Genomic DNA, 25,323 nt, shown 5'->3' on the forward strand with positions numbered 1-25,323 from the left:
CGGAGCCCGTCCGCCGAAACGGTTCGGCTCAGCGCTCGATGGCCTTGGCCAGGATCTCCGGCGTGCGCTCCAGCAGCCGGCCCGCAGCCACCCGCACCCCCAGCGCGGCGACCAGGGCGCCGTACAGCGGGCCGACCAGCAGCAGCGGCCAGCTCGGCAGCCCCGAGAGCAGCGCCCAGCCGAGCAGGCCGCCGACCGGCAGGGCCAGCACCGCGACACCGACCATCGAGCCGAACTGGTTGAGCAGGATCAGCCCGCCCTGCCCCGGGGCGGCGTTGCGCATCGGGTTGCTGTCGGCCGGCATGGTGTACGGCACCAGCACGCTGAACATCGAGCCGAGCGCGACCCCGCAGCCGAGCAGCGCCAGCGCCAGGCCGAGCGCGGCCGGCAGCTGCCCCCACCCGCCGGTGACGGCCGCCAGCAGCAGCCCCAGCAGCGCCGTCACCGGGACGGCGTACGACAGCACCGCGTACGCCCGGCCGCGCAGCTCGGCCCGGGCGTCGGCCGGGGTGCACAGGGTGGCCGCGACCATCCAGAACGCCGAGCCGTCCATGCCGAACAGATTGAGCATCTGGAGCCCGAGGAACAGGCCCGTCATCGCCAGCAGGTAGACGCTCGCCCAGCCCTGGACCATCGACAGCACGCAGACCACCAGCGTCATCCCGATGCCGGTGAACAGCGCCGCCTTGGCCCGCGGCTCGCGCCAGGCGTACCGCAGGTGGCGCTGCATCACCGCGCCCGTCCGGCCCTCGGGCAGGAAGCCCCAGCCGCGCGAGCCGCGCACCCCGCGGGCCACCTCCAGGGTGGAGGCGTCGGCGGTGACCATCAGCTCCTGGAGACTCCGCCGCCACCAGCGCAGCAGCAGCGCCAGCAGCACGGCCGCCGCGGCGAGCTGGAGCACCGCCAGGCCGTACCGGCCCTCGCCGACGGTGCGCGCCGCGTCCACCGCGCTGATCGGCGGGATCCACCGCAGCACGGAGGCGATCGGCTTCAACGGGCTGAGGTCGATCGGCCCGCCCCGGCGGCCGAAGACGCTCTGCGAGCCGACGTTGGCCGCCTGGACCAGCAGTGCGAAGGCCAGCCCGCCGAAGATCGCGAAGTCCTTGCCGCGTCGACTGGAGAGCATCCGGGCATTGCCCGCCGCGACCGCCCGGGAGAGCGTGACCAGGCAGAGCACCGCGAGCGGCACGCCGAGCACCGCGACCGCGGCCGAGGCCCCGCCGGCCGCGCCGGCCAGCACCGCGCCCGTCACCAGCACCAGGCTGATCAGCGGGCCGGGACCGATCAGCGCGGCCACCAGCGAGCCGCGCAGCATCGGGCCGGGCCGCAGCGGCAGCATGGTCAGCCGGGTCGGGTCGGCGCTCTCGTCGCTGGAGAACAGGAACAGCGGCAGCGCGGCCCAGCCCAGCGTCAGCACGCCGAGCAGCATCACCCCGGCGTCCCCGGAGCCGGCGTAGCGCCCGTTCAGCGCGGCCAGGGCGACGGCGATGCCGCCCGCGAAGGCCAGGCCGAACAGGCCGCCGATCACATAGACGGCCGTCCGGCCGGGGCTGCGCCGCAGCCCGTTGCGCAGCAGCCGCAGTTTGAGCGCCACCAGGCCCCGGACCACCGTCCGCCCGTCGGGCACCGAAGCACCGGTCACCGGGAGCCACCGCCCAGCCAGCCGAGTGACTGCCCGTCGTCCTCGCGCACGCCGATCAGCTCCAGGAAGGCCTCGTGCAGGCTGCGCCCGGCCCGTACGGAGTCCAGCGGGCCCTGGGCGATCACCTGGCCGGCGTTGATCACCGCGACCCAGTCGCAGAGCTGTTCGACCAGCTCCATCACATGACTGGAGAAGACCACCGTGGAACCGGCCGCCGCGTACCGCTTGAGCACGCCGCGGATGGTCTGGGCGGAGACCGGGTCGACGCCCTCGAAGGGCTCGTCCAGGAACAGCACGTCGGGGTTGTGCAGCAGCGCGGCGGCCAGCCCGATCTTCTTGCGCATGCCGGTGGAGTAGTCGGCGACCAGCTTGTCGGCGTCCCGGCCGAGGTCCAGGACGGCCAGCAGCTCCTCGGCGCGCCGGTCCACCTCGGCGCCGGGCAGACCGCGCAGCCGCCCGGTGTACTGGAGCAGCTCGCGCCCGCTGAGCCGCTCGAACATCCGCAGGCCCTCGGGCAGGATGCCGATCCGGGCCTTGACCGAGACCGGGTCCGCCCAGACGTCGGTGCCGTGCACCAGGACGGTGCCCTGGTCGGGGCGGAGCAGCCCGGTGACCATCGACAGCGTGGTGGTCTTGCCGGCACCGTTCGGCCCGACCAGCCCGATGAACGCTCCGGCCGGCAGCTCCAGGCTCAGTCCGGCGACGGCGGCCTGGGCGCCGAAGCGCTTCCAGAGCCCTTGGATGCTGACGGCGGACGGTGGCGCTGACTCCCGCATGGCGGCCCTTCTTCTCGTGGTGGTCGACACCGTGCCGGCTGAAGCCGAGTCAGCCGGAACCGTGCTGGTCGTAGCCCTCGCAGCCAGCCTGGCACCGCTCGAACGGGCTGTCGCCCGAGTTGAGCATCCCCTGAGCGTGTCCGCCGAACGGGTGAGGCGCGCCGCCCGGCCGCCGCCCCCCCCGGGTCTTCTTCCCGACGGCTGCCGGGCCGATTCGGCAACTACTCGGTGCGGTCGTTCGTCCTGCACTATGAGGAAGCAGTGACGTGCGCGGGGGTGCCGCGCTACCGGGAGGTTGCGGATGTCCGTACAACCGTGGGGTGAGCCCGGGCCCGGCCATCCGCCGGGCAAGCCGTCGGTCGGGGGCTGGCAGCCGGCGCCCGCGCCGACGCACCAGGCCGCGATGCGGGCGGGCCACTCGGACCGGGACCGGACGGTCGACGTGCTCAAGGCGGCGTTCGCCGAGGGGCGGCTCTCCGTCCAGGAGTACGAGCAGCGCCACGAGGCGGCGTCCGCCGCGCAGACCTACGGCCAGCTGGCCGCGCTGGTGGCCGACCTGCCCTCCGGGCCGATGGTGGCGCCGCCGACCGTCGCGACGCCCGTACCGGCCACCTTCATGGCCGTCCCGGCGCCGGCCCCGGTCCGCCGCCCCACCAACGTGCTCGCCGTGGTCTCCCTGGTGTGCAGCCTGATCGGCTTCTCCGCCCCCGCCGTGATCACCGGCCACATCGCCCGCTCGGAGATCCGCCACCGCGACATGGACGGCGACTGGGCGGCCGTGCTCGGCCTGGTCCTCGGCTACATGGGCTGTGCCTTCTGGACCCTGCTCGTCCTCTTCGCCATCGCCTGACCGACGGGACGGGTCCAGGGCCCGGGCGGCGGCGTCGGGGTGCTCCGCGCCCTTCGCCGATGGGGCCTTCGGAACGTGAAGGACCTATGATGCCCGGGGCTGCCGCCGTGCGACTTGAGGCAGAACGTTCCGTCACCGACCGGCGCAGGGGCCGGGCCGAGCCGAGCGACCATGAGCTGAGGACCGTACCAGTGACAGTCAGTGCCCAGGAGGCCTCCAGAATCCCGCCCGGCGGAGGGCGTTCGCTGATCCGGGGAGCGGTCGGCCGCTCCGGGGCCGGGCTCCGGAACTCGGCCCCGCTGCTGCTCGCGGGGGAGGCGGTGGTCTCCTTCCTGGCCGCGCTGGTGCTCCCGCTGCTGGCGCACGGCTTCAAGCTGAACCCGCTGGACCGGATCGCCCAGGTCAGCGGCCTCGCCGCGGTGCAGCTGCGGTTCGCGGTGATCGGCTTCTTGGTGCTCGGAGCGGTCGTGCTCGCGATGCGCTTCCGCTCGGGCCGGCACTTCGGCCTGGTGTCCCGCTTCTCCGCCGCCGCCCTGGCCGGCCTCGCCAGCGGCTTCGTGGCGGCCGGCGCGGTCATCGCGCTGCTCGGCACGCCCTGGCCGATGTTCGGCCTCAACGGCGACAGCGGACGCATCGTCGAGTGGGCCCACGCGGTGGCGAACGGCCAGCCCTCGGGCTCGCCGGTCTACCCGCCGGCTCCGCTCTACACCCTGGGCTACTACGCCGAGTGGTTCCACGGCGGCAACACCGCGTACGCCTTCAAGGACCTCCAGATCCTCGGCGCCGCCGCGTTCGGCCCGCTGGTCTACCTCTCCTGGCGGATGCTGCTCAGCCCGGTCCGCGCGCTCGCCTTCGGCGTGCTGCCGGCCTTCGCGCTGATCGACGCCTACAAGCCGTACAGCCAGACCGTGCTGGTCGTCCTGGTGCCCGTCCTGGTGGCGCTGGTGGTGCACCTGCGCCGCGCCGGCACGGACGCCTGGCGGACGCTGCTGCTCAAGGCGGCCGGTTTCGGCGCGCTGCTGGGCCTGCTGTTCCTCACCTACTCCGGCTGGTTCCTGTGGAGCGGCCTGGGCGTGCTGGTCGCGATACTCGCGTACTTCCCGTGGCGGGCCGACCGGCGCAAGGGCCTGGCCTACCTCGGTGCCACCGGCGCCGCGTTCCTGCTGGTCGGCGGCAGCTACCTGGTGACCATGCTGACGGAGGGCCAGGAGACCAAGGACTCCGCCTTCCGCTTCGACAACTTCACCGACCCCGCCTACTTCCTGATGTGGCGCACGGACATGCCGGGCAAGGTGGGGGAGTGGCCGATCCCCGGCGAGTTCGGCGGCATGGGCCTGTTCGCCGTGGTGATGTTCGTCGCACTGGGCGCCGCCCTCTGGCTGGGCATCCGCAAGCCGATGGTCGTCACCATCTGCTGCATGTTCGCGAGCGCCTGGGTGATGCGGATGTACATCGCCTCGCACATGTACGAGACCCAGACGGTCCAGCTCTACACCCGGACCAACAACCAGATGCTGTACTGCGGCCTGCTGCTCTGTGCGCTGACCGCCCACCTGGTGTCGCTCCGGCTGGTCGAGCGCAAGCGGGCCGTCGAGGCCGGTGCGGCGGGGGCGGGCGGCGAGGCCGACGGAACCCCGTCGGCCGGCCCGGGCGCGCCGTCCACCGGCCCGGGCCTGCCCGGCCGACCCGCCGCTGTGGTCGGCACGTTGTTCGCTCTGCTCTTCCTGTTCGGTACGGTTTCGTCCTCGATGTCGGACCGTTACATGCCGGCGCACGAGAACGACTACCGCATCCTGCCCTGGGTGTCGCACACCGTGCAGAAGCTCGACGGTCACTGCCCGAAGTTCGCGCCCGGTGGGCAGTGCTCCAAGGACGGCGACCAGTCGTGGATAAACATGGTTTGGCTCAGCCCGGAGCACGAACCGGCGCCCGCCGCGAGCTCGCACTGACCCCGAAGGCCCACTCCAGATGATGATCAACGCCGTCAAGAGCCTCGGCGACCGGCTCGCCTCCTCGCCGAGGCGGCTGTGGCTCGTCGCGTTCGCGATCCTGTTCACGCTGAGCGCGTCCTGGTCGTTCTCCACCCCGACCGGAGGCTCTCCGGACGAGCACGCGCACCTGATCCGGGCGGCGGCCGTCGCCCGCGGTCAGCTCAACGGTGAGGAGGTGATGGCTCCGCACACGGTGGGCGGCATCGAGGGCATGTTCGCCGAGACCGGCGTCAAGCTCCCGCGGATCTACCAGGACCTCAAGGACGTCAACGCCTGCTACGTCTTCCGGTCCGAGAACTCGGCCGCCTGCGCCCCGCACCTGCGGGATCGGCCCGGGACGGTCGAGGTGACCACCGCGGCCGGCCGCTACCACCCGGCGTACTACTTCGCGGTCGGCTGGCCCAGCCTGCTGGTGCACGGCGAGAAGGCCTTCTACCTGATGCGCCTGATGTCGGCGCTGATCTGCTCCGCCCTGGCGGCGAGCGCGGTGGTCTCGGCGGCGGAGTGGCGCCGGCGTTCCTTCACCCTGCTCGGCGTGGTCACCGCGACGACCCCGATGGCGCTGTTCATGTTCGGTGTGGTCAACCCGAGCGGTCCGGAGATCGCCGCGGGCATCCTGGTCTGGAGTGCCGGGCTGCCGATGCTGATGAGCCCGGACCCGCACCTGCTGAACCGCCGTCTGGCCCGGCTCGGGGTGGGCGCGCTGGTGTTGATCAGCATCCGCCCGCTGGGCCTGATCTGGTTCGCCGGCGCCCTGTTCTTCGGGCTGCTGCTGAGTCAGAAGGGGGCCGTGCGCGAGGTGGTCCGCCACCGGGTGACCTGGTACTGGGGCGGCGCGTCCCTGCTGGCGGCCGTCTCGGCGCTGGCCTGGTCGTCGACCCACCCGGACCACTCGGTGATCGACACCCCGAGCAACCTCACCCCGCTGACCGCGGCTCGGAAGACCTTCGACGGCGGTCTGATGTACATGAAGCAGATGATCGGCTACTTCGGCTGGCTGGACGCCCAGCCGCCGGCCGGGACGCTGCTGGTCTGGTGCGGCGTGGTGCTGGCGCTGGCGATGATCGCGCTGTGCTACGCCCGGTTCCGGGACACCCTGGCGATCGTCGGCGTGATGGTCGGCATCGTGGTGATACCGATAGCGGCACAGGCCATGCAGGCGCGCCAGCTCGGCATGATCTGGCAGGGGCGCTACCTGCTGCCGTTCGCCGTCGGACTGCCGATCATGTGCGCGGCGCTCTGCCACGAGCGGCTGCCGTGGGGCGGCTTCGCCTGGCGCCGGCTGCTGGTCATCTTCGGCTTCTCGCTCTCCCTGGTGAACGTCGCCGCCTTCCTCTGGGCGCTGCGCCGCAACACCGTCGGCACCACCGGCCCGCTGCTGATCAGTCCGGCCCACTGGTCCCCGCCCGGCAGCTGGGTGCTGTGGCTGGTCGTGTACACCCTGGCGACCCTCGCGCTGGGCGTGTTCGTCGCGATGCCGGACAACCGGGAGCGCCCGCTGCCGCAGGCACCCGGGGCGCCCGGGAACGGCGCCTCGCAGGGGCCGGCCCGGCTCGCCGGGGCCCGCGCGGAGGCGTAGGGTTCGCCGTGCGGGGGGCGCCCGGTTGTGGTAGGGGGCCCCGCCGCCGGCCGGTTCCCGGCCCGCCTCCGCTTCCGCTTCCGGTGCGAGCCCCGCGACCTGCGGCGTTGCATTTGTTTTGACCGCGCCCCATGCGCTAGGTACGCTCTGACCTTGTGCCTGGGGTGTCCCCGGGTCCTTGTGCGTGCATGCACACCGGTCGCCGCGCCGAGCCGGAGCGCCTCCCAGCGCGCCGCGCGTAGAGCGCCGTCGCTGTACATCAGCCATGGGATTCCGTGCCGGAAAAAGCCCAACACACCCGACCGCGTGGGTCGACCACGGGGTCGTGTGCGAGGGAGACACCGCAGGTTAGTTCCACCAAGCCTTGGCACACAGAAAACGGAGAAACGGTGCCTACGATCCAGCAGCTGGTCCGAAAGGGCCGGCAGGACAAGGTCGAGAAGAACAAGACTCCCGCGCTGAAGGGCTCCCCGCAGCGCCGTGGGGTCTGCACGCGTGTGTACACGACCACCCCGAAGAAGCCGAACTCGGCTCTCCGCAAGGTCGCCCGTGTGCGCCTCACCAGCGGGATCGAGGTCACCGCTTACATCCCGGGCGAGGGCCACAACCTGCAGGAGCACTCCATCGTGCTGGTGCGCGGTGGTCGTGTGAAGGACCTTCCTGGTGTCCGCTACAAGATCATCCGCGGTTCGCTTGACACCCAGGGTGTCAAGAACCGCAAGCAGGCCCGCAGCCGCTACGGCGCCAAGAAGGAGAAGTAAGAATGCCTCGTAAGGGCCCCGCCCCGAAGCGCCCGGTCATCATCGACCCGGTTTACGGCTCCCCGGTCGTCACCCAGCTGGTCAACAAGATCCTGCTGCACGGCAAGCGCTCCACCGCCGAGCGGATCGTCTACGGCGCCCTTGAGGGCGTTCGCGAGAAGACCGGCTCGGACCCGGTCGTCACGCTGAAGCGCGCGCTGGAGAACGTCAAGCCGGCCCTTGAGGTCAAGTCCCGCCGTGTCGGTGGCGCGACCTACCAGGTTCCGGTCGAGGTCCGTCCGGGCCGCGCCAGCACCCTGGCGCTGCGCTGGATGGTCGGTTACTCCCGCGCCCGTCGCGAGAAGACCATGACCGAGCGCCTGATGAACGAGATCCTCGACGCCAGCAACGGTCTGGGCGCTTCCGTGAAGCGTCGCGAGGACACCCACAAGATGGCCGAGTCCAACAAGGCCTTCGCGCACTACCGCTGGTAGTCCGTACCCCGTCACTAGACAGAGAGAGAACGAGCCACCATGGCTGCAACCTCCCTTGACCTCGCCAGGGTCCGCAACATCGGGATCATGGCGCACATCGACGCGGGCAAGACCACCACCACCGAGCGGATCCTGTTCTACACCGGTGTCTCGTACAAGATCGGTGAGGTCCACGATGGCGCTGCCACCATGGACTGGATGGAGCAGGAGCAGGAGCGCGGCATCACGATCACGTCGGCCGCGACGACCTGTCACTGGACGGTCGACGACGTCGACAACACCATCAACATCATCGACACCCCGGGTCACGTCGACTTCACCGTCGAGGTGGAGCGTTCGCTGCGCGTCCTCGACGGTGCCGTGACGGTGTTCGACGGTGTCGCCGGTGTCGAGCCCCAGTCCGAGACCGTGTGGCGGCAGGCTGACCGCTACGGCGTTCCGCGTATCTGCTTCATCAACAAGCTGGACCGCACGGGCGCCAACTTCTTCTTCTGCGTCGACACCATCGTGGAGCGCCTCGGCGCCACCCCGCTGGTGATGCAGCTGCCGATCGGCGCCGAGTCGGACTTCCAGGGCGTTGTCGACCTGGTCCGCATGAAGGCTCTGGTCTGGTCCGCCGAGGCCGCCAAGGGCGAGATGTACGACGTCGTCGACATCCCGGCCGACCTGGTGGACCAGGCGAACGAGTACCGCGAGGCGCTGATCGACACCGTCTCCAACGTGAGCGACGAGATCATGGAGCTCGCCCTTGAGGGCGATGACATCCCGGTCGAGCTGCTCCAGACGGCGATCCGCAAGGGCACCCTGAACTCGGACTTCACCCCGATCTTCTGTGGTACCGCCTTCAAGAACAAGGGCGTTCAGCCCCTGCTCGACGCGGTCGTCAAGTACCTGCCGTCGCCGCTGGACATCGAGTCCATCGAGGGCACCAAGCCCAACGACCCGGACACCAAGATCTCGCGCAAGGCGTCGGACGAGGAGCCCCTCGCCGCCCTCGCGTTCAAGATCATGTCCGACCCGCACCTGGGCAAGCTCACCTTCGTCCGGATCTACTCCGGTCGCCTGGAGTCCGGCACCTCGGTGCTGAACGCCGTGAAGGGCAAGAAGGAGCGCATCGGCAAGATCTACCGCATGCACGCGAACAAGCGTGAGGAGATCGAGTCGGTGGGCGCCGGCGACATCGTCGCCGTCATGGGCCTGAAGCAGACCACCACCGGTGAGACGCTGGCCGACGAGAAGAACCCGGTCATCCTGGAGTCCATGGACTTCCCGGCCCCGGTCATCCGCGTCGCCATCGAGCCCAAGTCCAAGGGTGACCAGGAGAAGCTGGGTGTTGCCATCCAGCGTCTCGCCGAGGAGGACCCGTCCTTCCAGGTCAACACGGACGAGGAGACCGGCCAGACCATCATCGCGGGTATGGGCGAGCTGCACCTTGAGGTGCTGGTCGACCGTATGCGCCGTGAGTTCAAGGTCGAGGCCAACGTCGGCAAGCCGCAGGTCGCGTACCGCGAGACGATCCGTCAGGCCGTCGAGCGCATCGACTACACCCACAAGAAGCAGACCGGTGGTTCCGGTCAGTTCGCCAAGGTGCAGATCGCGATCGAGCCGCTTGAGCAGGCCGAGGGCTACGAGTTCGTCAACAAGGTCACCGGTGGCCGCGTCCCGCGCGAGTACATCCCGTCGGTCGACGCCGGTTGCCAGGAGGCCATGGAGTTCGGTGTCCTCGCCGGCTACCCGCTCCAGGGTGTCCGCGTGAGCCTGCTCGATGGCCAGTCGCACGACGTCGACTCCTCCGAGCTCGCGTTCAAGATCGCCGGTTCGATGGCCTTCAAGGAAGGCGCGAGGAAGGCCAAGCCGGTCCTCCTTGAGCCGATGATGGCCGTCGAGGTCACCACGCCCGAGGACTACATGGGCGACGTGATCGGTGACATCAACTCTCGCCGTGGCCAGATCCGGTCCATGGACGAGCGTCACGGTGCCCGCGTCGTCACGGCGCTGGTGCCCCTCTCCGAGATGTTCGGCTACGTCGGTGACCTGCGCAGCAAGACCTCTGGTCGCGCCAGCTACTCGATGCAGTTCGACTCGTACGCCGAGGTCCCCAAGGCCGTGGCTGAGGAGATCATCGCCAAGTCCAAGGGCGAGTGACATCCCGATATTCGGGATGATTGCGACCCCTTAGGCTATTAGGAGGCGACCCGGGAGAATCCGGACGGATTCTCCCGGGGCCTCCGGCCCCCTACCCCGCGGGACGGTACGAGGTGCTTCCGGCACCACGGACCCAGCCCGATCAAGACCAACTGACGTCAGCACGGCGTACAGGAACTGTCCTCAGGAGGACTCAGTGGCGAAGGCGAAGTTCGAGCGGACGAAGCCCCACGTCAACATCGGCACCATCGGTCACATTGACCACGGCAAGACCACGCTGACTGCGGCCATCACCAAGGTGCTGCACGACGCGTACCCGGACCTGAACCCCTTCACGCCGTTCGACCAGATCGACAAGGCCCCGGAGGAGCGTCAGCGCGGTATCACCATCTCGATCGCGCACGTCGAGTACCAGACCGAGGACCGGCACTACGCGCACGTCGACTGCCCGGGTCACGCTGACTACATCAAGAACATGATCACCGGTGCCGCCCAGATGGACGGCGCCATCCTGGTGGTCGCCGCCACCGACGGCCCGATGCCGCAGACCAAGGAGCACGTCCTCCTGGCCCGCCAGGTCGGCGTTCCGTACATCGTCGTCGCCCTGAACAAGGCCGACATGGTGGACGACGAGGAGATCCTGGAGCTCGTCGAGCTTGAGGTCCGTGAGCTGCTCTCCGAGTACGAGTTCCCGGGCGACGACCTGCCGGTCGTCCGCGTCTCCGCGCTGAAGGCCCTTGAGGGCGACGCCGAGTGGGGCCAGAAGCTCCTCGGCCTGATGAAGGCCGTCGACGAGAACATCCCCACCCCGGCTCGCGCCGTGGACCAGCCGTTCCTGATGCCGATCGAGGACGTCTTCACGATCACCGGTCGTGGCACCGTCGTCACCGGTCGCATCGAGCGCGGCATCCTGAAGGTCAACGAGACCGTTGACATCATCGGCATCAAGAACGAGAAGACCACCACCACGGTCACCGGCATCGAGATGTTCCGCAAGCTGCTCGACGAGGGCCAGGCCGGTGAGAACGTCGGTCTGCTGCTCCGCGGCATCAAGCGCGAGGACGTCGAGCGCGGCCAGGTCATCATCAAGCCGGGTTCGGTTACCCCGCACACCGACTTCGAGGCCCAGTCCTACATCCTGTCGAAGGACGAGGGTGGCCGTCACACCCCGTTCTTCAACAACTACCGCCCGCAGTTCTACTTCCGCACCACGGACGTGACCGGCGTCGTGACCCTCCCCGAGGGCACCGAGATGGTCATGCCGGGCGACAACACCGCCATGACCGTCGCGCTGATCCAGCCGATCGCCATGGAGGAGGGCCTGAAGTTCGCCATCCGTGAGGGTGGCCGCACCGTCGGCGCCGGCCAGGTCACCAAGATCATCAAGTAATTGACGATCTGACCTGCCTGCCTCGTACAGGCTGAGTCCGAAGGGCCCCGCTCACCGCTCGGTGCGCGGGGCCCTTCGGCGTCTCAGCGGGCGTTCAGCCGGCGCCCGGCTCCTTCCACCGGCCGCTCATCGCCGACTGTTATGGTCGGGCCACCAGCCAGCCCCGCCGTCGCGGAAAGTGGGACCCAACGCATGTCAACGGCACCGCTGTTGTCGGTCGTGATGCCGATCTACAACGAGCAGGAGGCGCTCCCGCTGACCGTCGAGCGGCTGCGGCCGATCCTCGACGGGCTCGGGGTCGCCTACGAGGTGGTCGGCGTCGACGACGGCAGCACCGACGTCACCCCGGTGCTGATGCGCAAGATCCGCCAGGACTGGCCGGAGTTCCGCATCGTCCGCTTCGCCCGCAACTCCGGGCACCAGGCCGCCCTCACCGCCGGCATCCACCGGGCCTTCGGCGACTACGTCGTCTCCATCGACGCGGACCTCCAGGACCCGCCGGAGAAGATCCCCGAGATGCTGGAGCTCGCCCGCGAGCAGGGCCTGGACATCGTCTACGGGGTGCGCGGCGACCGCGGCACCGACACCTTCTTCAAGCGGCACACCGCCGGCGCGTACTACTGGCTGATGCGCAGGCTGGTCGGCAAGCGGATGCCCAACCAGGCCGGCGACTTCCGGCTGCTCAGCCGGGCCGCGGTGGACGCCCTCAAGGCGATGCCCGAGCACCAGCCGGTCTACCGGCTGCTGGTGCCCTGGCTGGGCTTCCCCAGCGGCGAGGTGGTCTACGTGCGCGAGGAGCGGGTCGCGGGCAGCACCCACTACCCGCTGTCCAAGATGGTCCGGCTCGCGCTGGACAGCGTCACCAACTTCTCCGCCGCCCCGCTGCGGCTGGCCACCTGGCTCGGGCTGTTCAGCTTCCTGATCTGCATCCTGCTGGCGCTCTACACCACGGTCGCGTACGCGCTGGGCTCCACCGTGCCCGGCTGGTCCTCGCTGTTCATAGGGATGCTCTTCATCGGCGCCGTGCAGCTGGTCTGCGTCGGCCTGCTCGGCGAGTACGTCGGCCGGATCTACTCGGCCGTCCAGGCGCGGCCCGCGTACTTCGTGGGCTACGACTCGGCCGAGGAACCGGACCGGTACGGTACGGGCGCGTGAACGAGATCCTCTCCGCCGGCCGGGACGAACGCGACGAGCCCGCCGAGGCGCCCCGGCCGGTCCGCCGGCAGCTGCCGTCCTTCCTGGTCATCGGGGTGCTGAGCACCCTCTTCTACCTGGCGCTGTTCGTCCTGCTGCGGGCGGCGACCTCGCCGCAGGTGGCCAACCTGGTGGCCCTGGCGGTCAGCGCGGTGGCCAACACCGCGGCCAACCGGCGCTTCACCTTCGGCATCACCGGCTCGGACGGCGCGGTGCGCCACCAGCTCCAGGGCGCCGTGGCGTTCCTGATCGGGCTGGGTCTGAGCAGCGGCGCCCTGGCGCTGCTGGACGTCGCCGTGCCGGACGCCTCCCGGGTGGTCGAGGTGACCGGGCTGGTGGTGGCCAACGGCCTCGCCACGGTGGCCCGGTTCGTGCTGCTCAAGCTGTGGGTCTTCCGGAAGCGCTGAGCGACCGGGGGAACGACGGAGGGGACGCGCGCCGCGGCACGCGTCCCCTCCGTCGTCATTCCCACTACTGCTGCTTCAGGGACTCCGTGTAGGCCTTGCAGGCCTGGTAGTCCGGCAGCAGGCCGCCGGCGAGGGCCTCCGCGAGGGAGGGCGCCACCGCGTCGCGGGCCGAGAGCTGGGGGGCGTCGGTCGGCCACTCGATGCCGAGCTCCGGGTCCAGCGGGTGCACGCCGTGCTCGCCGGTCGGGTTGTACGTCGCCGAGCAGAGGTACGTCAGCGTGGCGTCGTCGGTGAGGGCGCAGAAGCCGTGGCCGAGGCCCTCGGGGATGTAGACGGCCTTGCGCTCGGTGTCGTCCAGCCGGACGAACTCCCACGAGCCGAAGGTCGGCGAGCCGACCCGCAGGTCGACGATGACGTCCAGCACCGCGCCGCGGGTGCAGGCCACGTACTTGGCCTGGCCGGGCGGGACGTCGGCGAAGTGGATGCCGCGCACGACGTCCTTGGCCGAGAGCGACAGGTTGGCCTGGGCCAGGTCCAGCGGGTGGCCGACGACCTCGGCGAGGAGGTCGAAGCGGTACCACTCGGTGAAGTGGCCGCGGGAGTCGCCGTGGACCTGCGGGGTGATCTCGAAGGCGCCCTCGATGGAGAGCTCGCGGAACTTCACTTGGCGGCCGCCTCTTCGAGCAGTCCCAGCAGGTACTGGCCGTACCCGCTCTTCAGCAGCGGCTCGGCGAGCTCGCGCAGCTGGGCGTCGTCGATCAGCCCGGCCCGCCAGACGGCCTCCTCGATGCAGCCGATCTTGAAGCCCTGGCGCTCCTCGATGACCCGGACGAACTCCGAGGCCTGGACCATCGACACGAACGTGCCGGTGTCCAGCCAGGCGGTGCCGCGGTCGAGGATCGTCACGTGCAGGTCGCCGGTGCGCAGGTACGCGTCGTTGACGGCGGTGATCTCCAGCTCGCCGCGGGCGCTCGGCTTCAGGGTGCGGGCGATCTCGACGACCCGGTTGTCGTAGAAGTACAGGCCGGGGACGGCGTACCGGGACTTGGGCTCGGTCGGCTTCTCCTCGATGGAGATGACCTGGCCGGTCTCGTCGAACTCCACCACGCCGTACGCGGTCGGGTCGGCCACCGGGTAGGCGAAGACCCGGCCGCCCTTGATGTCGGCGTGCTCGGTGAGCCGGGTGCCGAGGCCGCTGCCATGGAAGATGTTGTCGCCGAGGATCAGGGCCACCGGCTCGTCCCCGATGAAGTCCGCGCCGAGCACGAAGGCCTGGGCGATGCCCTCCGGCTTCTCCTGGACGGCGTACTGCAGCTTGAGGCCGAACTGCGAGCCGTCGCCCAGCAGCCGCTCGAACTGGTCCCGGTCGTTCGGAGTGGTGATGATCAGGATTTCGCTTATCCCGGCCATCACGAGGGTCGAGAGAGGGTAGTAGATCATCGGCTTGTCGAAGACCGGGAGGAGCTGCTTCGACACCGCACGGGTCAGCGGCCACAGCCGCGAGCCGGTGCCGCCGGCCAGGAGGATTCCACGCATGGAAGCACCCTATTCGAGATCTCGAACGCGGTAGGGGCCGGGGCGGGAGGGCATTCGAGCGGCGGTAGACTACGCGCATTATGCGCATCCTCGTGACCGGCGGCGCCGGATTCATCGGTTCGGAGTTCGTCCGTCAGCTCCTCGGGGCTGACGAGAATGCCCGGATCACCGTCTTCGACAAGCTCACCTACTCGGGTGTCCTGGAGAACCTGGCCCCGGTGGCCGGCCACCAGGGCTACACCTTCGTCCAGGGCGACATCTGCGACGTGGACGCCGTCGACCAGGTCATGCCTGGCCACGACGTGGTGGTGCACTTCGCCGCCGAGTCCCACGTGGACCGCTCGATCGCCGGCGCGGGCCCGTTCGTGCTGACCAACGTCGTCGGCACCCAGGTGCTGCTCGACGCGGCCCGCAAGCACGGCGTCGGCCGCTTCGTGCACATCTCCACCGACGAGGTGTACGGCTCGATCAGCGAGGGCTCCTGGACCGAGACCTGGCCGCTGGAGCCGAACTCCCCGTACTCGGCCTCCAAGGCCTCCTCGGACCTGCTGGCGCTGGCCTACCACCGCACCCACGGCATGGACGTGGTGGTGACCCGCTGCTCCAACAACTACGGGCACTACCAGTTCCCGGAGAAGGTCATCCCGCTGTTCACCACCAACCTGATCGACGGCAAGAAGGTGCCGCTGTACGGCGACGGTGGCAACGTCCGCGACTGGCTGCACGTCTCGGACCACTGCCGGGGCATCGAGCTGGTCATGCGCGGCGGCCGCGCGGGTGAGGTCTACAACATCGGCGGCGGCACCGAGGCGACCAACAAGGAGCTGACCGGCCTGCTGCTGGAGGCCGCCGGCGCCGGCTGGGACATGGTCGAGCACGTCGAGGACCGCAAGGGCCACGACCTGCGCTACTCGATCGACATCAGCAAGATCCGCGAGGAGCTCGGCTACGAGCCGCAGGTCCGCTTCGAGGACGGCCTCGCCGCCACCATCGCCTGGTACCGCGAGAACCGCGCCTGGTGGGAGCCGCTGAAGCAGAAGGCGGCCCTGGCCAAGTGACCGCGAACGCCGCCGGCCGGGTGCGCTGGCTGGTCACCGGCGCGGCCGGGATGCTCGGGCAGGACCTGCTGTCGGTGCTCGGCGCCGACCCGTCCGCCGAGATCACCGCGCTGCGCCGGGCGGACCTCGACATCACCGACGCCGCGGCCGTGCAGGCCGCCGTCGAGGGCCACGACATCGTGGTCAACTGCGCCGCGTGGACGAACGTCGACGGCGCGGAGACCGAGGAGGACGCCGCCACCGCCGTCAACGGCACCGGCGTGCGCCTCCTGGCCGCGGCCTGCGCCAAGACCGGCGCGCGGCTGCTGCACGTCTCCACCGACTACGTGCTGCCGGGCGACGCCACCGAGCCCTGCCCGGAGGACGCCCCGACCGCGCCGGTGAACGCGTACGGCCGCAGCAAGCTGGTGGGGGAGCGGGCGGTCGCCGAACTGCTCCCCGAGCACGGCTACGTCGTGCGCACCGCCTGGCTGTACGGCGAGCACGGCCCGAACTTCGTGGCCACCATGCTCAAGCTCGCCGCCCAGCGGGACACCCTGGACGTGGTGGACGACCAGCACGGCCAGCCGACCTGGTCGTACGCGCTGGCCGGCCGCCTGGTCGAGCTGGGCCTGGCCGCGCTCGCCGGGCAGGCCCCCGCCGGGGTCTACCACGGCACCGCGAGCGGCCGGACCACCTGGTGCGGACTGGCCCGCGAGACCTACGCGCTGAGCGGGCTGGACCCGGAGCGGATCCGTCCGACCACCTCGGAGGCCTTCGTCCGCCCGGCCGCCCGCCCGGCCTTCAGCGTGCTGGCCCACGACCGCTGGGCCGCCGCCGGGCTGGCGCCGCTCCCGGAGTGGCGGGCGATGCTGGCCGAGGCCCTGACCCGCCCCGTCTTCGCCGAACTGGCCGCCACGGCCCGGACCACCGAGAGCGACAGACCTCAGTGAAGAACCCCTTGACGAAGGTGGCTGCCGCGCTACCGCCAGGAACCCTGGCGGTGGCCGGCGGCACCGTCGTATTGGGCGCCGCCAACTACATCCACCTGGGAGTGGCGGGCCACAGCCTGTCGGTCGACGACATGGCGAACGTCTCGCTGCTGTGGACGATCGTGATGTCCGTCGGCATCGGCGTCTTCTTCCCGATCGAGCAGGAGCTCACCCGGATCGTCGCCGCGCGCGCGGCGCTCGGCCACGGTGCCGCCCCGGTGCTGCGCCGGGCGACCCTGCTCACCGGCGGGATCCTCGCGGCGACCCTGGTCGCCCTCGGCGCCGCCTCCGGCCCGATCGCCCGGGTGATGTTCCACGGCGACCGCTCGCTGGTGCTGGCGCTCGGCGGTGCCTTCACCGGCATGGCCGTCTGCTACCTCACCCGCGGCGTGCTGGCCGGCCTCGGCCGCTTCGGCCCGTACGGCCTCCAGCTCGGCCTGGACGGCGGCCTGCGGATCGGCCTGGCCTTCGCCTTCGGCGTGGCCGGGGCGCACTCCGCGCTCGCGTTCAGCCTGATCCTGGCGATCGCGCCGATCCTCGCCACGATCGCCACGCTGCCCCCGCTGCTGCGCGCGGCCAAGCCCGGCGAGCAGGTCTCCTGGTCCGAACTCTGTTCCGGGCTGGGCCTGTTGATCTGCTCCACGCTGCTCTCGCAGGTCGTGGTGAACGCCGCGGTGATGAGCACCAAGCTGCTCTCGCCGACCGACTCCGCGCTGATCGCCGCGCTGCTCAACGCGCTGGTGCTGGCCCGGGTGCCGCTGTTCGTCTTCGGCTCGCTCCAGGCCTCGCTGCTGAGCGGCCTCTCCACCGCGATCGCGACGGGGGACCGGGCCGCCTTCACCGGGATGCTCAAGAAGATCGGCGTCGTGGTGGGCGCGCTCGGCCTGCTCGGCGGCATCCCGGCGGTCGCCCTCGGCCCGTGGCTGATCCAGGTGCTGTTCGGCGCCAAGCCGGTGCTGGGCTGCCTCGACTTCTTCTGGTTGTCCGCCGGAACCGTCGCGTACATGTTCGCGATGGTGCTCGGGCAGGCGCTGATGGTATTCAAGCGGCACAACCTTCAGCTGCTCTGCTGGGCGGTCGGCACCGCGGTCCTCGCGGGGGTGACCTTCCTGCCCGGGGAGGTGGCCACCCGCGTGATCCTTGCGTACACGGCCGGTTCGGTGGCCACCGTCCTCGGTATGCTGGCGGTTCTGAGGCAGAGTTTCGCTCGTTCGGCGACGACTTACGCCGGTTCCGTCCAGCAGCCGGGGGACACCGCGGTGTTGAGCAGCCGGACGGCCGGTGACTGACCGTGTCCGCCCCTCATCTTCAGATCGCCGCGCAGCAGCGCGGGCCAGACCCCATTCATGGAGCCTCCGTGTCCCAGTACGACGATGTTTGGCTGGTGATCCCGGCCTACAACGAAGGCCAGGTGATCGCCGACGTTGTGGAGGGGGCGCGAAAGACGTTCCCGAACATCGTGGTGGTCGATGACGGGAGCGGCGACGACTCGGCCAAGCACATCATGACGACCGGCGCGCACCTGGTGCGCCACCCGGTCAACCTCGGCCAGGGCGCGGCCCTCCAGACCGGCCTCGCCTACGCCCTCGCCCAGCCGGGCGCCAAGTACTTCGCCACCTTCGACGCGGACGGCCAGCACCAGACCGCGGACGTCGAGAAGATGGTCGCCCTGCTGCGGGAGGGCGAGACGGACGTCGTCCTCGGCTCGCGCTTCATCGAGCAGAACGGCCAGGTGCCGTGGATCAAGCGGGTGGTCCTGCGCACCGCGGCGACCGTCAGCCCGACCGCGCGCAAGCTCAAGCTCACCGACGCCCACAACGGCCTGCGCGTGCTGAACCGCGAGGCCGCCGGCCGGCTGCGGATCACGATGAACGGCATGGCACACGCCTCGGAGATCGTCAGCTTCCTGGCCGGCTCGGACCTGCGGGTCGCCGAGCTTCCGGTGGACATCCTGTACACCGACTACTCACGCGCCAAGGGTCAGTCCCTGATCAACGGCGTCAACATCATCTTCGACATCTCGCTGCGGGAGCGTAGCCGCCGATGAAATTCTTCTGGATCCAGCTGGTTCTCATTCTCGGCTCGGTCACTCTCGCCTTCATGTTCATCCGGCGTTGGGACCGTGCCAACACCCGCGCCTGGAAGCGGATCGCGTTCTCGGTCTTCGTGATCGTGAACATCTACGCGGTGCTGCGCCCCACCGACGTGACCTGGCTGGCCCACCAGCTCGGCGTCGGCCGCGGCACCGACCTGGTCCTGTACGTGATGGTGCTGGCGATGGGCTTCCTGACCCTGAACACCTTCCTGCGCTTCCGTTCGCTGGAGAAGAAGCTCACGGACCTGGCGCGCACCGTGGCCATCAACGAGGGCGCCCGGCTGAACGAGGAGCGCTTCGACCTGGACCTGCCGATCTCCGCGCCGGTCGACCGGAGCAAGGCCTGAGTCCCATGGCGACCTTCGAGTTCATGCTGCCGTACTACGGCGATGTGTCGCTGATGCAGGCCGCCGTGCGGAGCATCCTCGGCCAGAGCGACCCGGACTTCCGGCTGACCGTCATCGACGACGGCCAGGAGCCCGACGTCCCCGGCTGGTTCGCCGAGCTCGGCGACGACCGGGTGACCTACCTGCGCAACGAGCAGAACCTCGGCATCACCAAGAACTTCCAGAAGTGCGTGGAGCTGTCCACGGCCGACCACGTGGTCATCATGGGCTGCGACGACCTGCTGCACCCGCACTACCTGAAGACCGTCCGGGAGATCCTCAAGGTCAACCCGGACCTGGGCATGGTGCAGCCGGGCGTCGAGGTCATCGACGGCGGCGGCAGGGTCACTTCCGGCCTGGCCGACAACGTCAAGGAGAAGCTCTACGCGCCGACCGTCCGCGGCCGGCGGCTGATGGGCGGCGAGGAGCTGGCCGCCAGCGTGCTGCGCGGCAACTGGCTCTACTTCCCGTCGATCTGCTGGCGGGGCGAGGCGCTGCGCGCGGTCAACTTCCGCGACGAGTACTCGGTGATCCAGGACCTGGCCCTGGTCGTCGACCTGCTGGAGCGCGGCGAGCAGATGATGGTGGACAACACCACCGTCGTCTTCCAGTACCGCCGGCACGCCGTCAGCGAGTCCTCGGTGCAGGCCTTCTCCGGCACCCGGTTCACCGAGGCGGAGCGGTACTTCAACGCGGTGGCCGAGCGGATGGAAGCCCGCGGCTGGAAGAAGGCCGCCCGTGCGGCCCGGTTCCGCAGCGCCTCCCGCCTGCACGCGCTGACGATGCTGCCGGGCGCGCTGAAGCGCGGCCAGACGGCCGGCGCCAAGACCCTGGTCCTCCACGCGCTGACCGGCGGGCAGCGGCATTAGGGCCTCGCGCCCCGGGGTTCTCCCCGCGACCGGCTCCGAGGCACGGCCACCCGATGGTGAACTGCCGCCTGGGGGCCGGTCGTTGTCGTACATGACGAGGTCGTCAACTCATAGAAGTAGGGAAGTGTCCGGGTGCAGCCGCTGATCGACCCTGCCCACACGTCCGACGGGCAGAGCCGGGGTGAGGACGGCGGCCGGACCGCGTCCGACGCCCCGGCTCCGGCCGTCCCGGCCCGGCTCCGGGCGCTGGCCGCCCACCGCTGGTTCTGGCCGGTGGCCCTGCTGCTCGGCTACGGCGGACAGGTGGTGTTCCGCCTGGCGCTGTCGATCCACAACTACTTCCCGTCGGTGCACGCCGACGAGGACTCGTACCTGGTGATCGCGCGGGTGCTGGCCGGCCGGCCGACCACCGAGATGCCGGTCGGGGTGGTGATCCCCGGCGGGTACCCGCTGCTGATCTCGCCGGCCCTGCGGATCGCCGACAACCCGGCCACCGCGTACCACCTGATCATGGGCATCAACGCGGTGCTCAACGCGCTGGTGTTCCCGCTGGTCGTGGTGGCGGCACGGCGGCTGGGGCTGCGCCGGCGGGACGCCTACCTGGTGGGCACCGCCGTGGCGCTGGTGCCGCCGGTGGTCTTCTACTCCCAGTTCGTCATGTCGGACACGGTGCTCCCGGTGCTCCTGCTGGCCTGGGCGATCACCATGCACGGCTGGCTCTCGCCCGGTTCGGCGCGCCGCCGGACGCTGTACGCGGTGGCGATGGGCCTGGTGGCCGGCTACTCGATGGCCACCCACGACCGCGGCGGCGTGGTGGTGGCGCTGACCGCGCTGGTCCTGGTCGTGGTGCTGGCCTTCGGCTGGGCGCCGCGACTCGCCTCGCTGGCCGGGATCGGCGGGCTCGGGGTGTCCTACCTGGGGGCGAAGCTGCTGGCCGGCTTCGTCGAGGGCCGGTTCAAGGACGTGCCGCCGAGCACCGTCGGCAACAAGGTCTTCGAGAACCTGGAGGACCCCCAGTACCGCGGCACGATCATCGCCCGCACCTTCGGGCAGCTCTGGTACTTCATGACCTCGACGTACGGCCTCGGGGCGGTCGCCTTCGTGCTGTGCGTGGTGGTCGTGTTCCGGCGGCGGTACACGGTGGCCGAGCGGGTGGTGGCCTTCGTCATGGTCGCCATGCTGTTCGGCACCGCGCTGGCCTCGGCGGCGGGCCTGGCGGACAACGCCCGGGTCGACAACTGGGTGTACGCCCGGTACTGCGCGGTGCTGGTGCCGCTGTTCCTGCTGGTCGGCCTGGTCGCGCTGTTCCGGGCGGGCACGCGCTCGCTGCTGTGGCTGGCCGGGACGGGCGTGGCGGTGATCGGGATCATCCAGCTCTCGGTCGGCGCGTACGCGGGCTCCGAGCTCAAGCTCTGGGTCAGCTCGTGGACGGTGCCGGACGCGATGTTCCTGGCCTCGGCCTGGAACGGCCTGCACATGGCCCGGACGACCGTCGCCGCGGTGATGGTGCTGGCCGCCTGCCTGCTGCTGCGGGTGGCCGGCGGCCGCCGGGTGGTCGCGGCCGTGGTGGGCTGCGTGACGATGTTCGCCGCCTACGCGACGGTCACCATCACCAACAACGTGTCCGAGCCGCACGCCAAGGCCCGCAAGTACGAGGCGGTCGGCCTGGCCAAGGAGGCCGGGCTGCGCAAGGGCGACAACCTGGTCATGGACTGGGACCTCGACTGGGACACCCGGATGTCGCTGACCTACGAGGTCTACTGGGGCCGGGTCTGGACCGACAACGTGAAGGCCGGCAACACCCCGCCGGAGCGGGCCAACACGTTCCTGGTGACCCTCGGCAAGGACGTCGCGCCCGAGGACAGCTGGCCGAAGCCGGCGCCGGGCTGGCACGTCGCGAAGTTCGACAAGGACCGCGGCTGGGTGCTCTGGCGCAAGGGCTGACCAGCGGAACCACCTGATCGGGGCCGGTGAGCAGCGTCTCACCGGCCCCGATTGGCATCCGGGCTGCTCCGTGTGGCAGTATGTCCAAGTTGCTCGGTTGAGTTGCCGATGCTGCGCGCCTCCCGCCGGGAGGACTGGAAGCGAGTCCCATGTACTCGTCGTTCCCGTGATGGCCGTCAAGCGTGAGTTCTACGCCACGGCAGCTGCGGGGCGAAAGTACGGGAATCTTCCGGGAAGCGTGTGCGGGGCCTCGACCCGGCCACCCCCACCCCGAAAGTTCGAAACCGACGAATTTCTTCGCCGGTTTTTTGCAAGCGCGAGTGCGACACGCCCGAGCGCGGGGGCCGGAGGGGGTCGTGCGGCAACTAAGGACAAAGGACTACTGAGTAGCCATGGCGGGACAGAAGATCCGCATCCGGCTCAAGGCCTACGACCACGAGGTCATCGACTCCTCGGCGAAGAAGATCGTCGAGACGGTGATTCGTACTGGTGCGCAGGTCGCGGGCCCGGTGCCGCTGCCCACTGAGAAGAACGTGTACTGCGTCATCCGCTCGCCGCACAAGTACAAGGACTCGCGCGAGCACTTCGAGATGCGTACTCACAAGCGTCTGATCGACATCCTCGACCCCACGCCGAAGACGGTTGACTCGCTGATGCGTCTCGACCTGCCGGCGGGCGTCGACATCGAGATCAAGCTCTGAGAGGCGCACCGAAGATGGCTAAGCAGATTAAGGGCATCCTGGGCGAGAAGCTCGGCATGACCCAGGTCTGGGACGAGAACAACCGGGTTGTCCCGGTGACCGTCGTCAAGGCTGGGCCCAATGTCGTGACCCAGGTCCACACCGCCGACAGCCCGGCCGGCTACAGCGCCGTCCAGCTCGGCTTCGGCGAGATCGACCCCCGCAAGGTGAACAAGCCCCTCGCGGGCCACTTCGCCAAGGCCGGTGTCACCCCGCGCCGCCACCTGGTCGAGATCCGTACCTCGGACGCGTCCGAGTACACCCTGGGCCAGGAGATCACCGCCGAGCTGTTCGAGGCGGGTGTCAAGGTCGACGTGACCGGCACCTCCAAGGGCAAGGGCTTCGCCGGTGTCATGAAGCGTCACAACTTCAAGGGCCTCGGCGCCGGTCACGGCACCCAGCGCAAGCACCGCTCGCCCGGTTCCATCGGTGGCTGTGCCACGCCGGGCCGCGTGTTCAAGGGCCTGCGCATGGCCGGTCGGATGGGCCACGAGCGTGTGACCACCCAGAACCTGACCGTGCACGCGGTCGACGCGGAGAAGGGTCTGCTGCTCATCAAGGGCGCCGTCCCGGGCCCGAACGGCGGCCTCGTCCTCGTCCGCACCGCGGCGAAGGGGCTGTGAAGGATATGAGCACCATTGACATCCTGTCGCCGGCTGGCGACAAGACCGGCAGCATCGAGCTGCCGGCCGAGATCTTCGACGCGAAGGTCAGCGTTCCGCTGATGCACCAGGTCGTCGTGGCGCAGCTCGCTGCGGCCCGTCAGGGCACCCACAAGACCAAGACTCGTGGCGAGGTCCGCGGTGGCGGCAAGAAGCCGTACCGCCAGAAGGGCACCGGCCGCGCCCGTCAGGGCTCGACCCGCGCGCCGCAGTTCGCCGGCGGTGGCGTCGTGCACGGTCCCGTGCCGCGCGACTACTCGCAGCGGACCCCGAAGAAGATGATCGCCGCCGCCCTGCGCGGTGCGCTCACCGACCGGGCCCGCCACAACCGCATTCACGTCGTCACCGGCGTGACCGCGACCGAGGCGCCGTCGACCAAGGCCGCCAAGGTCCTGTTCGGCAAGATCACCGAGCGCAAGAACGTCCTTCTGGTCGTCGAGCGCGCGGACGAGCTGGGCCTGAAGTCCGCTCGCAACCTGCCGAACGTCCACATCCTGGACGCCGGTCAGCTGAACACCTACGACGTGCTCGTCTCCGACGATGTGGTCTTCACCCAGGCCGCCTTCGAGCGTTTCGTGGCCGGTCCGGCCGCGTCCGCCAAGGCCGTTGCCGCTGAGGGCGAGCTCGAAGGGAGCGCCGCCTGATGAGCGACGTTACGAGCAAGACGTTCACGGACCCCCGTGACGTCCTGGTGAAGCCGGTCATCTCCGAGAAGAGCTACAGCCTTCTCGACGAGAACAAGTACACGTTCATCGTGTCGCCGGGCGCCAACAAGACTCAGATCAAGCAGGCCGTCGAGGCGGTCTTCTCGGTCAAGGTCGAGGCTGTCAACACGATCAACCGTCAGGGCAAGCGCAAGCGCTCCAAGACGGGCTTTGGCAAGCGCAAGGACACCAAGCGCGCCATCGTGACGCTGGCCGAGGGCAACCGCATCGACATCTTCGGTGGTCCGGTCTCCTGAATCAGGGGATCGTGATCGTCGATTAGGACGAGGACGAGAGAGCCAAATGGGCATCCGCAAGTACAAGCCGACTACGCCGGGCCGTCGTGGCTCCAGCGTGGCCGACTTCGTAGAAATCACGCGGTCCACTCCGGAGAAGTCGCTGGTTCGCCCCCTGCACAGCAAGGGCGGCCGTAACAACGCCGGTCGTGTCACCGCTCGCCACCAGGGTGGCGGTCACAAGCGCGCCTACCGCGTGATCGACTTCCGTCGTCACGACAAGGACGGCGTGCCGGCCAAGGTCGCGCACATCGAGTACGACCCGAACCGCACCGCGCGCATCGCGCTCCTGCACTACGCGGACGGCGAGAAGCGCTACATCATCGCGCCGCGCGGCATCGCGCAGGGTGACCGGATCGAGAACGGCGCTGGCGCCGACATCAAGCCGGGCAACAACCTGCCGCTGCGCAACATCCCGGTCGGTACCACCATCCACGCGGTGGAGCTGCGTCCCGGCGGCGGTGCCAAGCTGGCCCGCTCGGCCGGCTCCGGCATCCAGCTGCTGGCGCGTGAGGGCAAGATGGCGCACCTGCGCATGCCCTCCGGTGAGATCCGCCTGGTCGACGCGCGCTGCCGCGCCACCGTCGGCGAGGTCGGCAACGCCGAGCAGTCGAACATCAACTGGGGCAAGGCCGGCCGTATGCGCTGGAAGGGCGTTCGCCCGACCGTGCGTGGTGTGGCCATGAACCCGATCGACCACCCGCACGGTGGTGGTGAGGGTAAGACCTCCGGTGGTCGCCACCCGGTCTCGCCGTGGGGTAAGCCCGAGGGCCGTACCCGTCGCCCGAACAAGGCGTCGGACAAGCTCATCGTGCGCCGCCGCAAGACCAACAAGAAGCGCTAGGAGCAGGTCA

Annotated in this window: 25 protein-coding genes; 21 read left to right on the forward strand and 4 right to left on the reverse strand. The window is 69.9% G+C overall.

Annotated features, from left to right (window positions below):
* Positions 1–28: 28 nt before the first annotated feature.
* Positions 29–1,642, reverse strand: coding sequence for a GumC domain-containing protein (locus QWJ13_RS11835; protein WP_316523486.1), 1,614 nt, complete (start codon positions 1,640–1,642; stop codon positions 29–31).
* Positions 1,639–2,418, reverse strand: coding sequence for an ABC transporter ATP-binding protein (locus tag QWJ13_RS11840; protein ID WP_316523487.1), 780 nt, complete (start codon positions 2,416–2,418; stop codon positions 1,639–1,641). The genes QWJ13_RS11835 and QWJ13_RS11840 overlap by 4 nt, the downstream gene beginning before the upstream one ends.
* A 301-nt stretch (positions 2,419–2,719) precedes the next feature.
* Here QWJ13_RS11840 and QWJ13_RS11845 point away from each other — a divergent pair, with 301 nt between their 5' ends.
* The 9 genes from QWJ13_RS11845 to QWJ13_RS11885 all read left to right on the forward strand — a co-directional run bounded on the left by QWJ13_RS11845 (position 2,720) and on the right by QWJ13_RS11885 (position 13,208).
* Positions 2,720–3,268, forward strand: coding sequence for a DUF1707 and DUF4190 domain-containing protein (locus QWJ13_RS11845; RefSeq protein WP_316523488.1), 549 nt, complete (start codon positions 2,720–2,722; stop codon positions 3,266–3,268).
* A 191-nt stretch (positions 3,269–3,459) separates the two neighbouring features.
* Positions 3,460–5,217 carry a hypothetical protein gene (locus QWJ13_RS11850; protein WP_316523489.1) on the forward strand — a complete coding sequence of 586 codons (1,758 nt, stop codon included), beginning with the start codon at positions 3,460–3,462 and terminating at the stop codon, positions 5,215–5,217.
* Positions 5,218–5,236: 19 nt separating this feature from the next.
* Complete coding sequence (locus QWJ13_RS11855) at positions 5,237–6,838, forward strand: DUF2142 domain-containing protein (RefSeq protein ID WP_316523490.1); 1,602 nt, start codon at positions 5,237–5,239, stop codon at positions 6,836–6,838.
* Between the two features lie 389 nt (positions 6,839–7,227).
* Positions 7,228–7,599: a 30S ribosomal protein S12 gene (rpsL, locus tag QWJ13_RS11860; protein WP_014144289.1), complete on the forward strand. Its 372-nt coding sequence runs from the start codon at positions 7,228–7,230 to the stop codon at positions 7,597–7,599.
* Between the two features lie 2 nt (positions 7,600–7,601).
* Complete coding sequence (rpsG, locus tag QWJ13_RS11865) at positions 7,602–8,072, forward strand: 30S ribosomal protein S7 (protein ID WP_030055803.1); 471 nt, start codon at positions 7,602–7,604, stop codon at positions 8,070–8,072.
* 39 nt (positions 8,073–8,111) lie between these two features.
* Positions 8,112–10,217 carry an elongation factor G gene (fusA, locus tag QWJ13_RS11870; RefSeq protein ID WP_316523491.1) on the forward strand — a complete coding sequence of 702 codons (2,106 nt, stop codon included), beginning with the start codon at positions 8,112–8,114 and terminating at the stop codon, positions 10,215–10,217.
* Between the two features lie 196 nt (positions 10,218–10,413).
* Positions 10,414–11,607, forward strand: a complete 1,194-nt coding sequence (gene tuf, locus QWJ13_RS11875) for an elongation factor Tu (protein WP_316523492.1) — start codon at positions 10,414–10,416, stop codon at positions 11,605–11,607.
* A gap of 192 nt (positions 11,608–11,799) precedes the next feature.
* Complete coding sequence (locus QWJ13_RS11880) at positions 11,800–12,762, forward strand: glycosyltransferase family 2 protein (protein WP_316523493.1); 963 nt, start codon at positions 11,800–11,802, stop codon at positions 12,760–12,762.
* Positions 12,759–13,208, forward strand: a complete 450-nt coding sequence (locus QWJ13_RS11885) for a GtrA family protein (RefSeq protein ID WP_316523494.1) — start codon at positions 12,759–12,761, stop codon at positions 13,206–13,208. The genes QWJ13_RS11880 and QWJ13_RS11885 overlap by 4 nt, the downstream gene beginning before the upstream one ends.
* 64 nt (positions 13,209–13,272) lie before the next feature.
* On the opposite strand, the gene QWJ13_RS11890 is transcribed toward QWJ13_RS11885, so the two are convergent.
* Complete coding sequence (locus QWJ13_RS11890) at positions 13,273–13,872, reverse strand: dTDP-4-dehydrorhamnose 3,5-epimerase family protein (RefSeq protein ID WP_316523495.1); 600 nt, start codon at positions 13,870–13,872, stop codon at positions 13,273–13,275.
* A complete protein-coding gene (gene rfbA, locus QWJ13_RS11895; RefSeq protein WP_316523496.1) occupies positions 13,869–14,744 on the reverse strand; it encodes a glucose-1-phosphate thymidylyltransferase RfbA in 876 nt (291 codons plus the stop codon). The genes QWJ13_RS11890 and rfbA overlap by 4 nt, the downstream gene beginning before the upstream one ends.
* A gap of 80 nt (positions 14,745–14,824) precedes the next feature.
* Between rfbA and rfbB the strand changes: the two genes are divergently transcribed.
* The 12 genes from rfbB to rplB all read left to right on the forward strand — a co-directional run bounded on the left by rfbB (position 14,825) and on the right by rplB (position 25,313).
* Complete coding sequence (gene rfbB / locus QWJ13_RS11900; protein ID WP_316523497.1) at positions 14,825–15,802, forward strand: dTDP-glucose 4,6-dehydratase; 978 nt, start codon at positions 14,825–14,827, stop codon at positions 15,800–15,802.
* Positions 15,799–16,734: a dTDP-4-dehydrorhamnose reductase gene (rfbD, locus tag QWJ13_RS11905; protein WP_316523498.1), complete on the forward strand. Its 936-nt coding sequence runs from the start codon at positions 15,799–15,801 to the stop codon at positions 16,732–16,734. The genes rfbB and rfbD overlap by 4 nt, the downstream gene beginning before the upstream one ends.
* Before the next feature lie 17 nt (positions 16,735–16,751).
* Positions 16,752–18,062: a lipopolysaccharide biosynthesis protein gene (locus tag QWJ13_RS11910; protein WP_316524007.1), complete on the forward strand. Its 1,311-nt coding sequence runs from the start codon at positions 16,752–16,754 to the stop codon at positions 18,060–18,062.
* A 68-nt stretch (positions 18,063–18,130) separates the two neighbouring features.
* Positions 18,131–18,820: a glycosyltransferase family 2 protein gene (locus QWJ13_RS11915; protein WP_316523499.1), complete on the forward strand. Its 690-nt coding sequence runs from the start codon at positions 18,131–18,133 to the stop codon at positions 18,818–18,820.
* Complete coding sequence (locus QWJ13_RS11920) at positions 18,817–19,215, forward strand: DUF2304 domain-containing protein (RefSeq protein WP_316523500.1); 399 nt, start codon at positions 18,817–18,819, stop codon at positions 19,213–19,215. The genes QWJ13_RS11915 and QWJ13_RS11920 overlap by 4 nt, the downstream gene beginning before the upstream one ends.
* A gap of 5 nt (positions 19,216–19,220) precedes the next feature.
* Positions 19,221–20,123 carry a glycosyltransferase family 2 protein gene (locus QWJ13_RS11925; RefSeq protein ID WP_316523501.1) on the forward strand — a complete coding sequence of 301 codons (903 nt, stop codon included), beginning with the start codon at positions 19,221–19,223 and terminating at the stop codon, positions 20,121–20,123.
* A 132-nt stretch (positions 20,124–20,255) separates the two neighbouring features.
* Positions 20,256–22,067, forward strand: coding sequence for a hypothetical protein (locus QWJ13_RS11930; protein WP_316523502.1), 1,812 nt, complete (start codon positions 20,256–20,258; stop codon positions 22,065–22,067).
* A gap of 392 nt (positions 22,068–22,459) precedes the next feature.
* Positions 22,460–22,768, forward strand: coding sequence for a 30S ribosomal protein S10 (gene rpsJ, locus QWJ13_RS11935; RefSeq protein WP_012785157.1), 309 nt, complete (start codon positions 22,460–22,462; stop codon positions 22,766–22,768).
* Between the two features lie 14 nt (positions 22,769–22,782).
* A complete protein-coding gene (rplC, locus tag QWJ13_RS11940; protein ID WP_207810335.1) occupies positions 22,783–23,430 on the forward strand; it encodes a 50S ribosomal protein L3 in 648 nt (215 codons plus the stop codon).
* A gap of 5 nt (positions 23,431–23,435) precedes the next feature.
* Positions 23,436–24,113 carry a 50S ribosomal protein L4 gene (gene rplD, locus QWJ13_RS11945; RefSeq protein ID WP_316523503.1) on the forward strand — a complete coding sequence of 226 codons (678 nt, stop codon included), beginning with the start codon at positions 23,436–23,438 and terminating at the stop codon, positions 24,111–24,113.
* Positions 24,113–24,430, forward strand: coding sequence for a 50S ribosomal protein L23 (gene rplW / locus QWJ13_RS11950; RefSeq protein WP_030280768.1), 318 nt, complete (start codon positions 24,113–24,115; stop codon positions 24,428–24,430). The genes rplD and rplW overlap by 1 nt, the downstream gene beginning before the upstream one ends.
* Before the next feature lie 46 nt (positions 24,431–24,476).
* Positions 24,477–25,313 (forward strand): 50S ribosomal protein L2, encoded by an 837-nt coding sequence (gene rplB, locus QWJ13_RS11955; protein WP_030232466.1) that lies wholly within the window; start codon positions 24,477–24,479, stop codon positions 25,311–25,313.
* Positions 25,314–25,323: the final 10 nt, after the last annotated feature.

Source organism: Kitasatospora brasiliensis, assembly GCF_032654805.1.
Classification (GTDB): Bacteria; Actinomycetota; Actinomycetes; order Streptomycetales; family Streptomycetaceae; genus Kitasatospora; species Kitasatospora brasiliensis.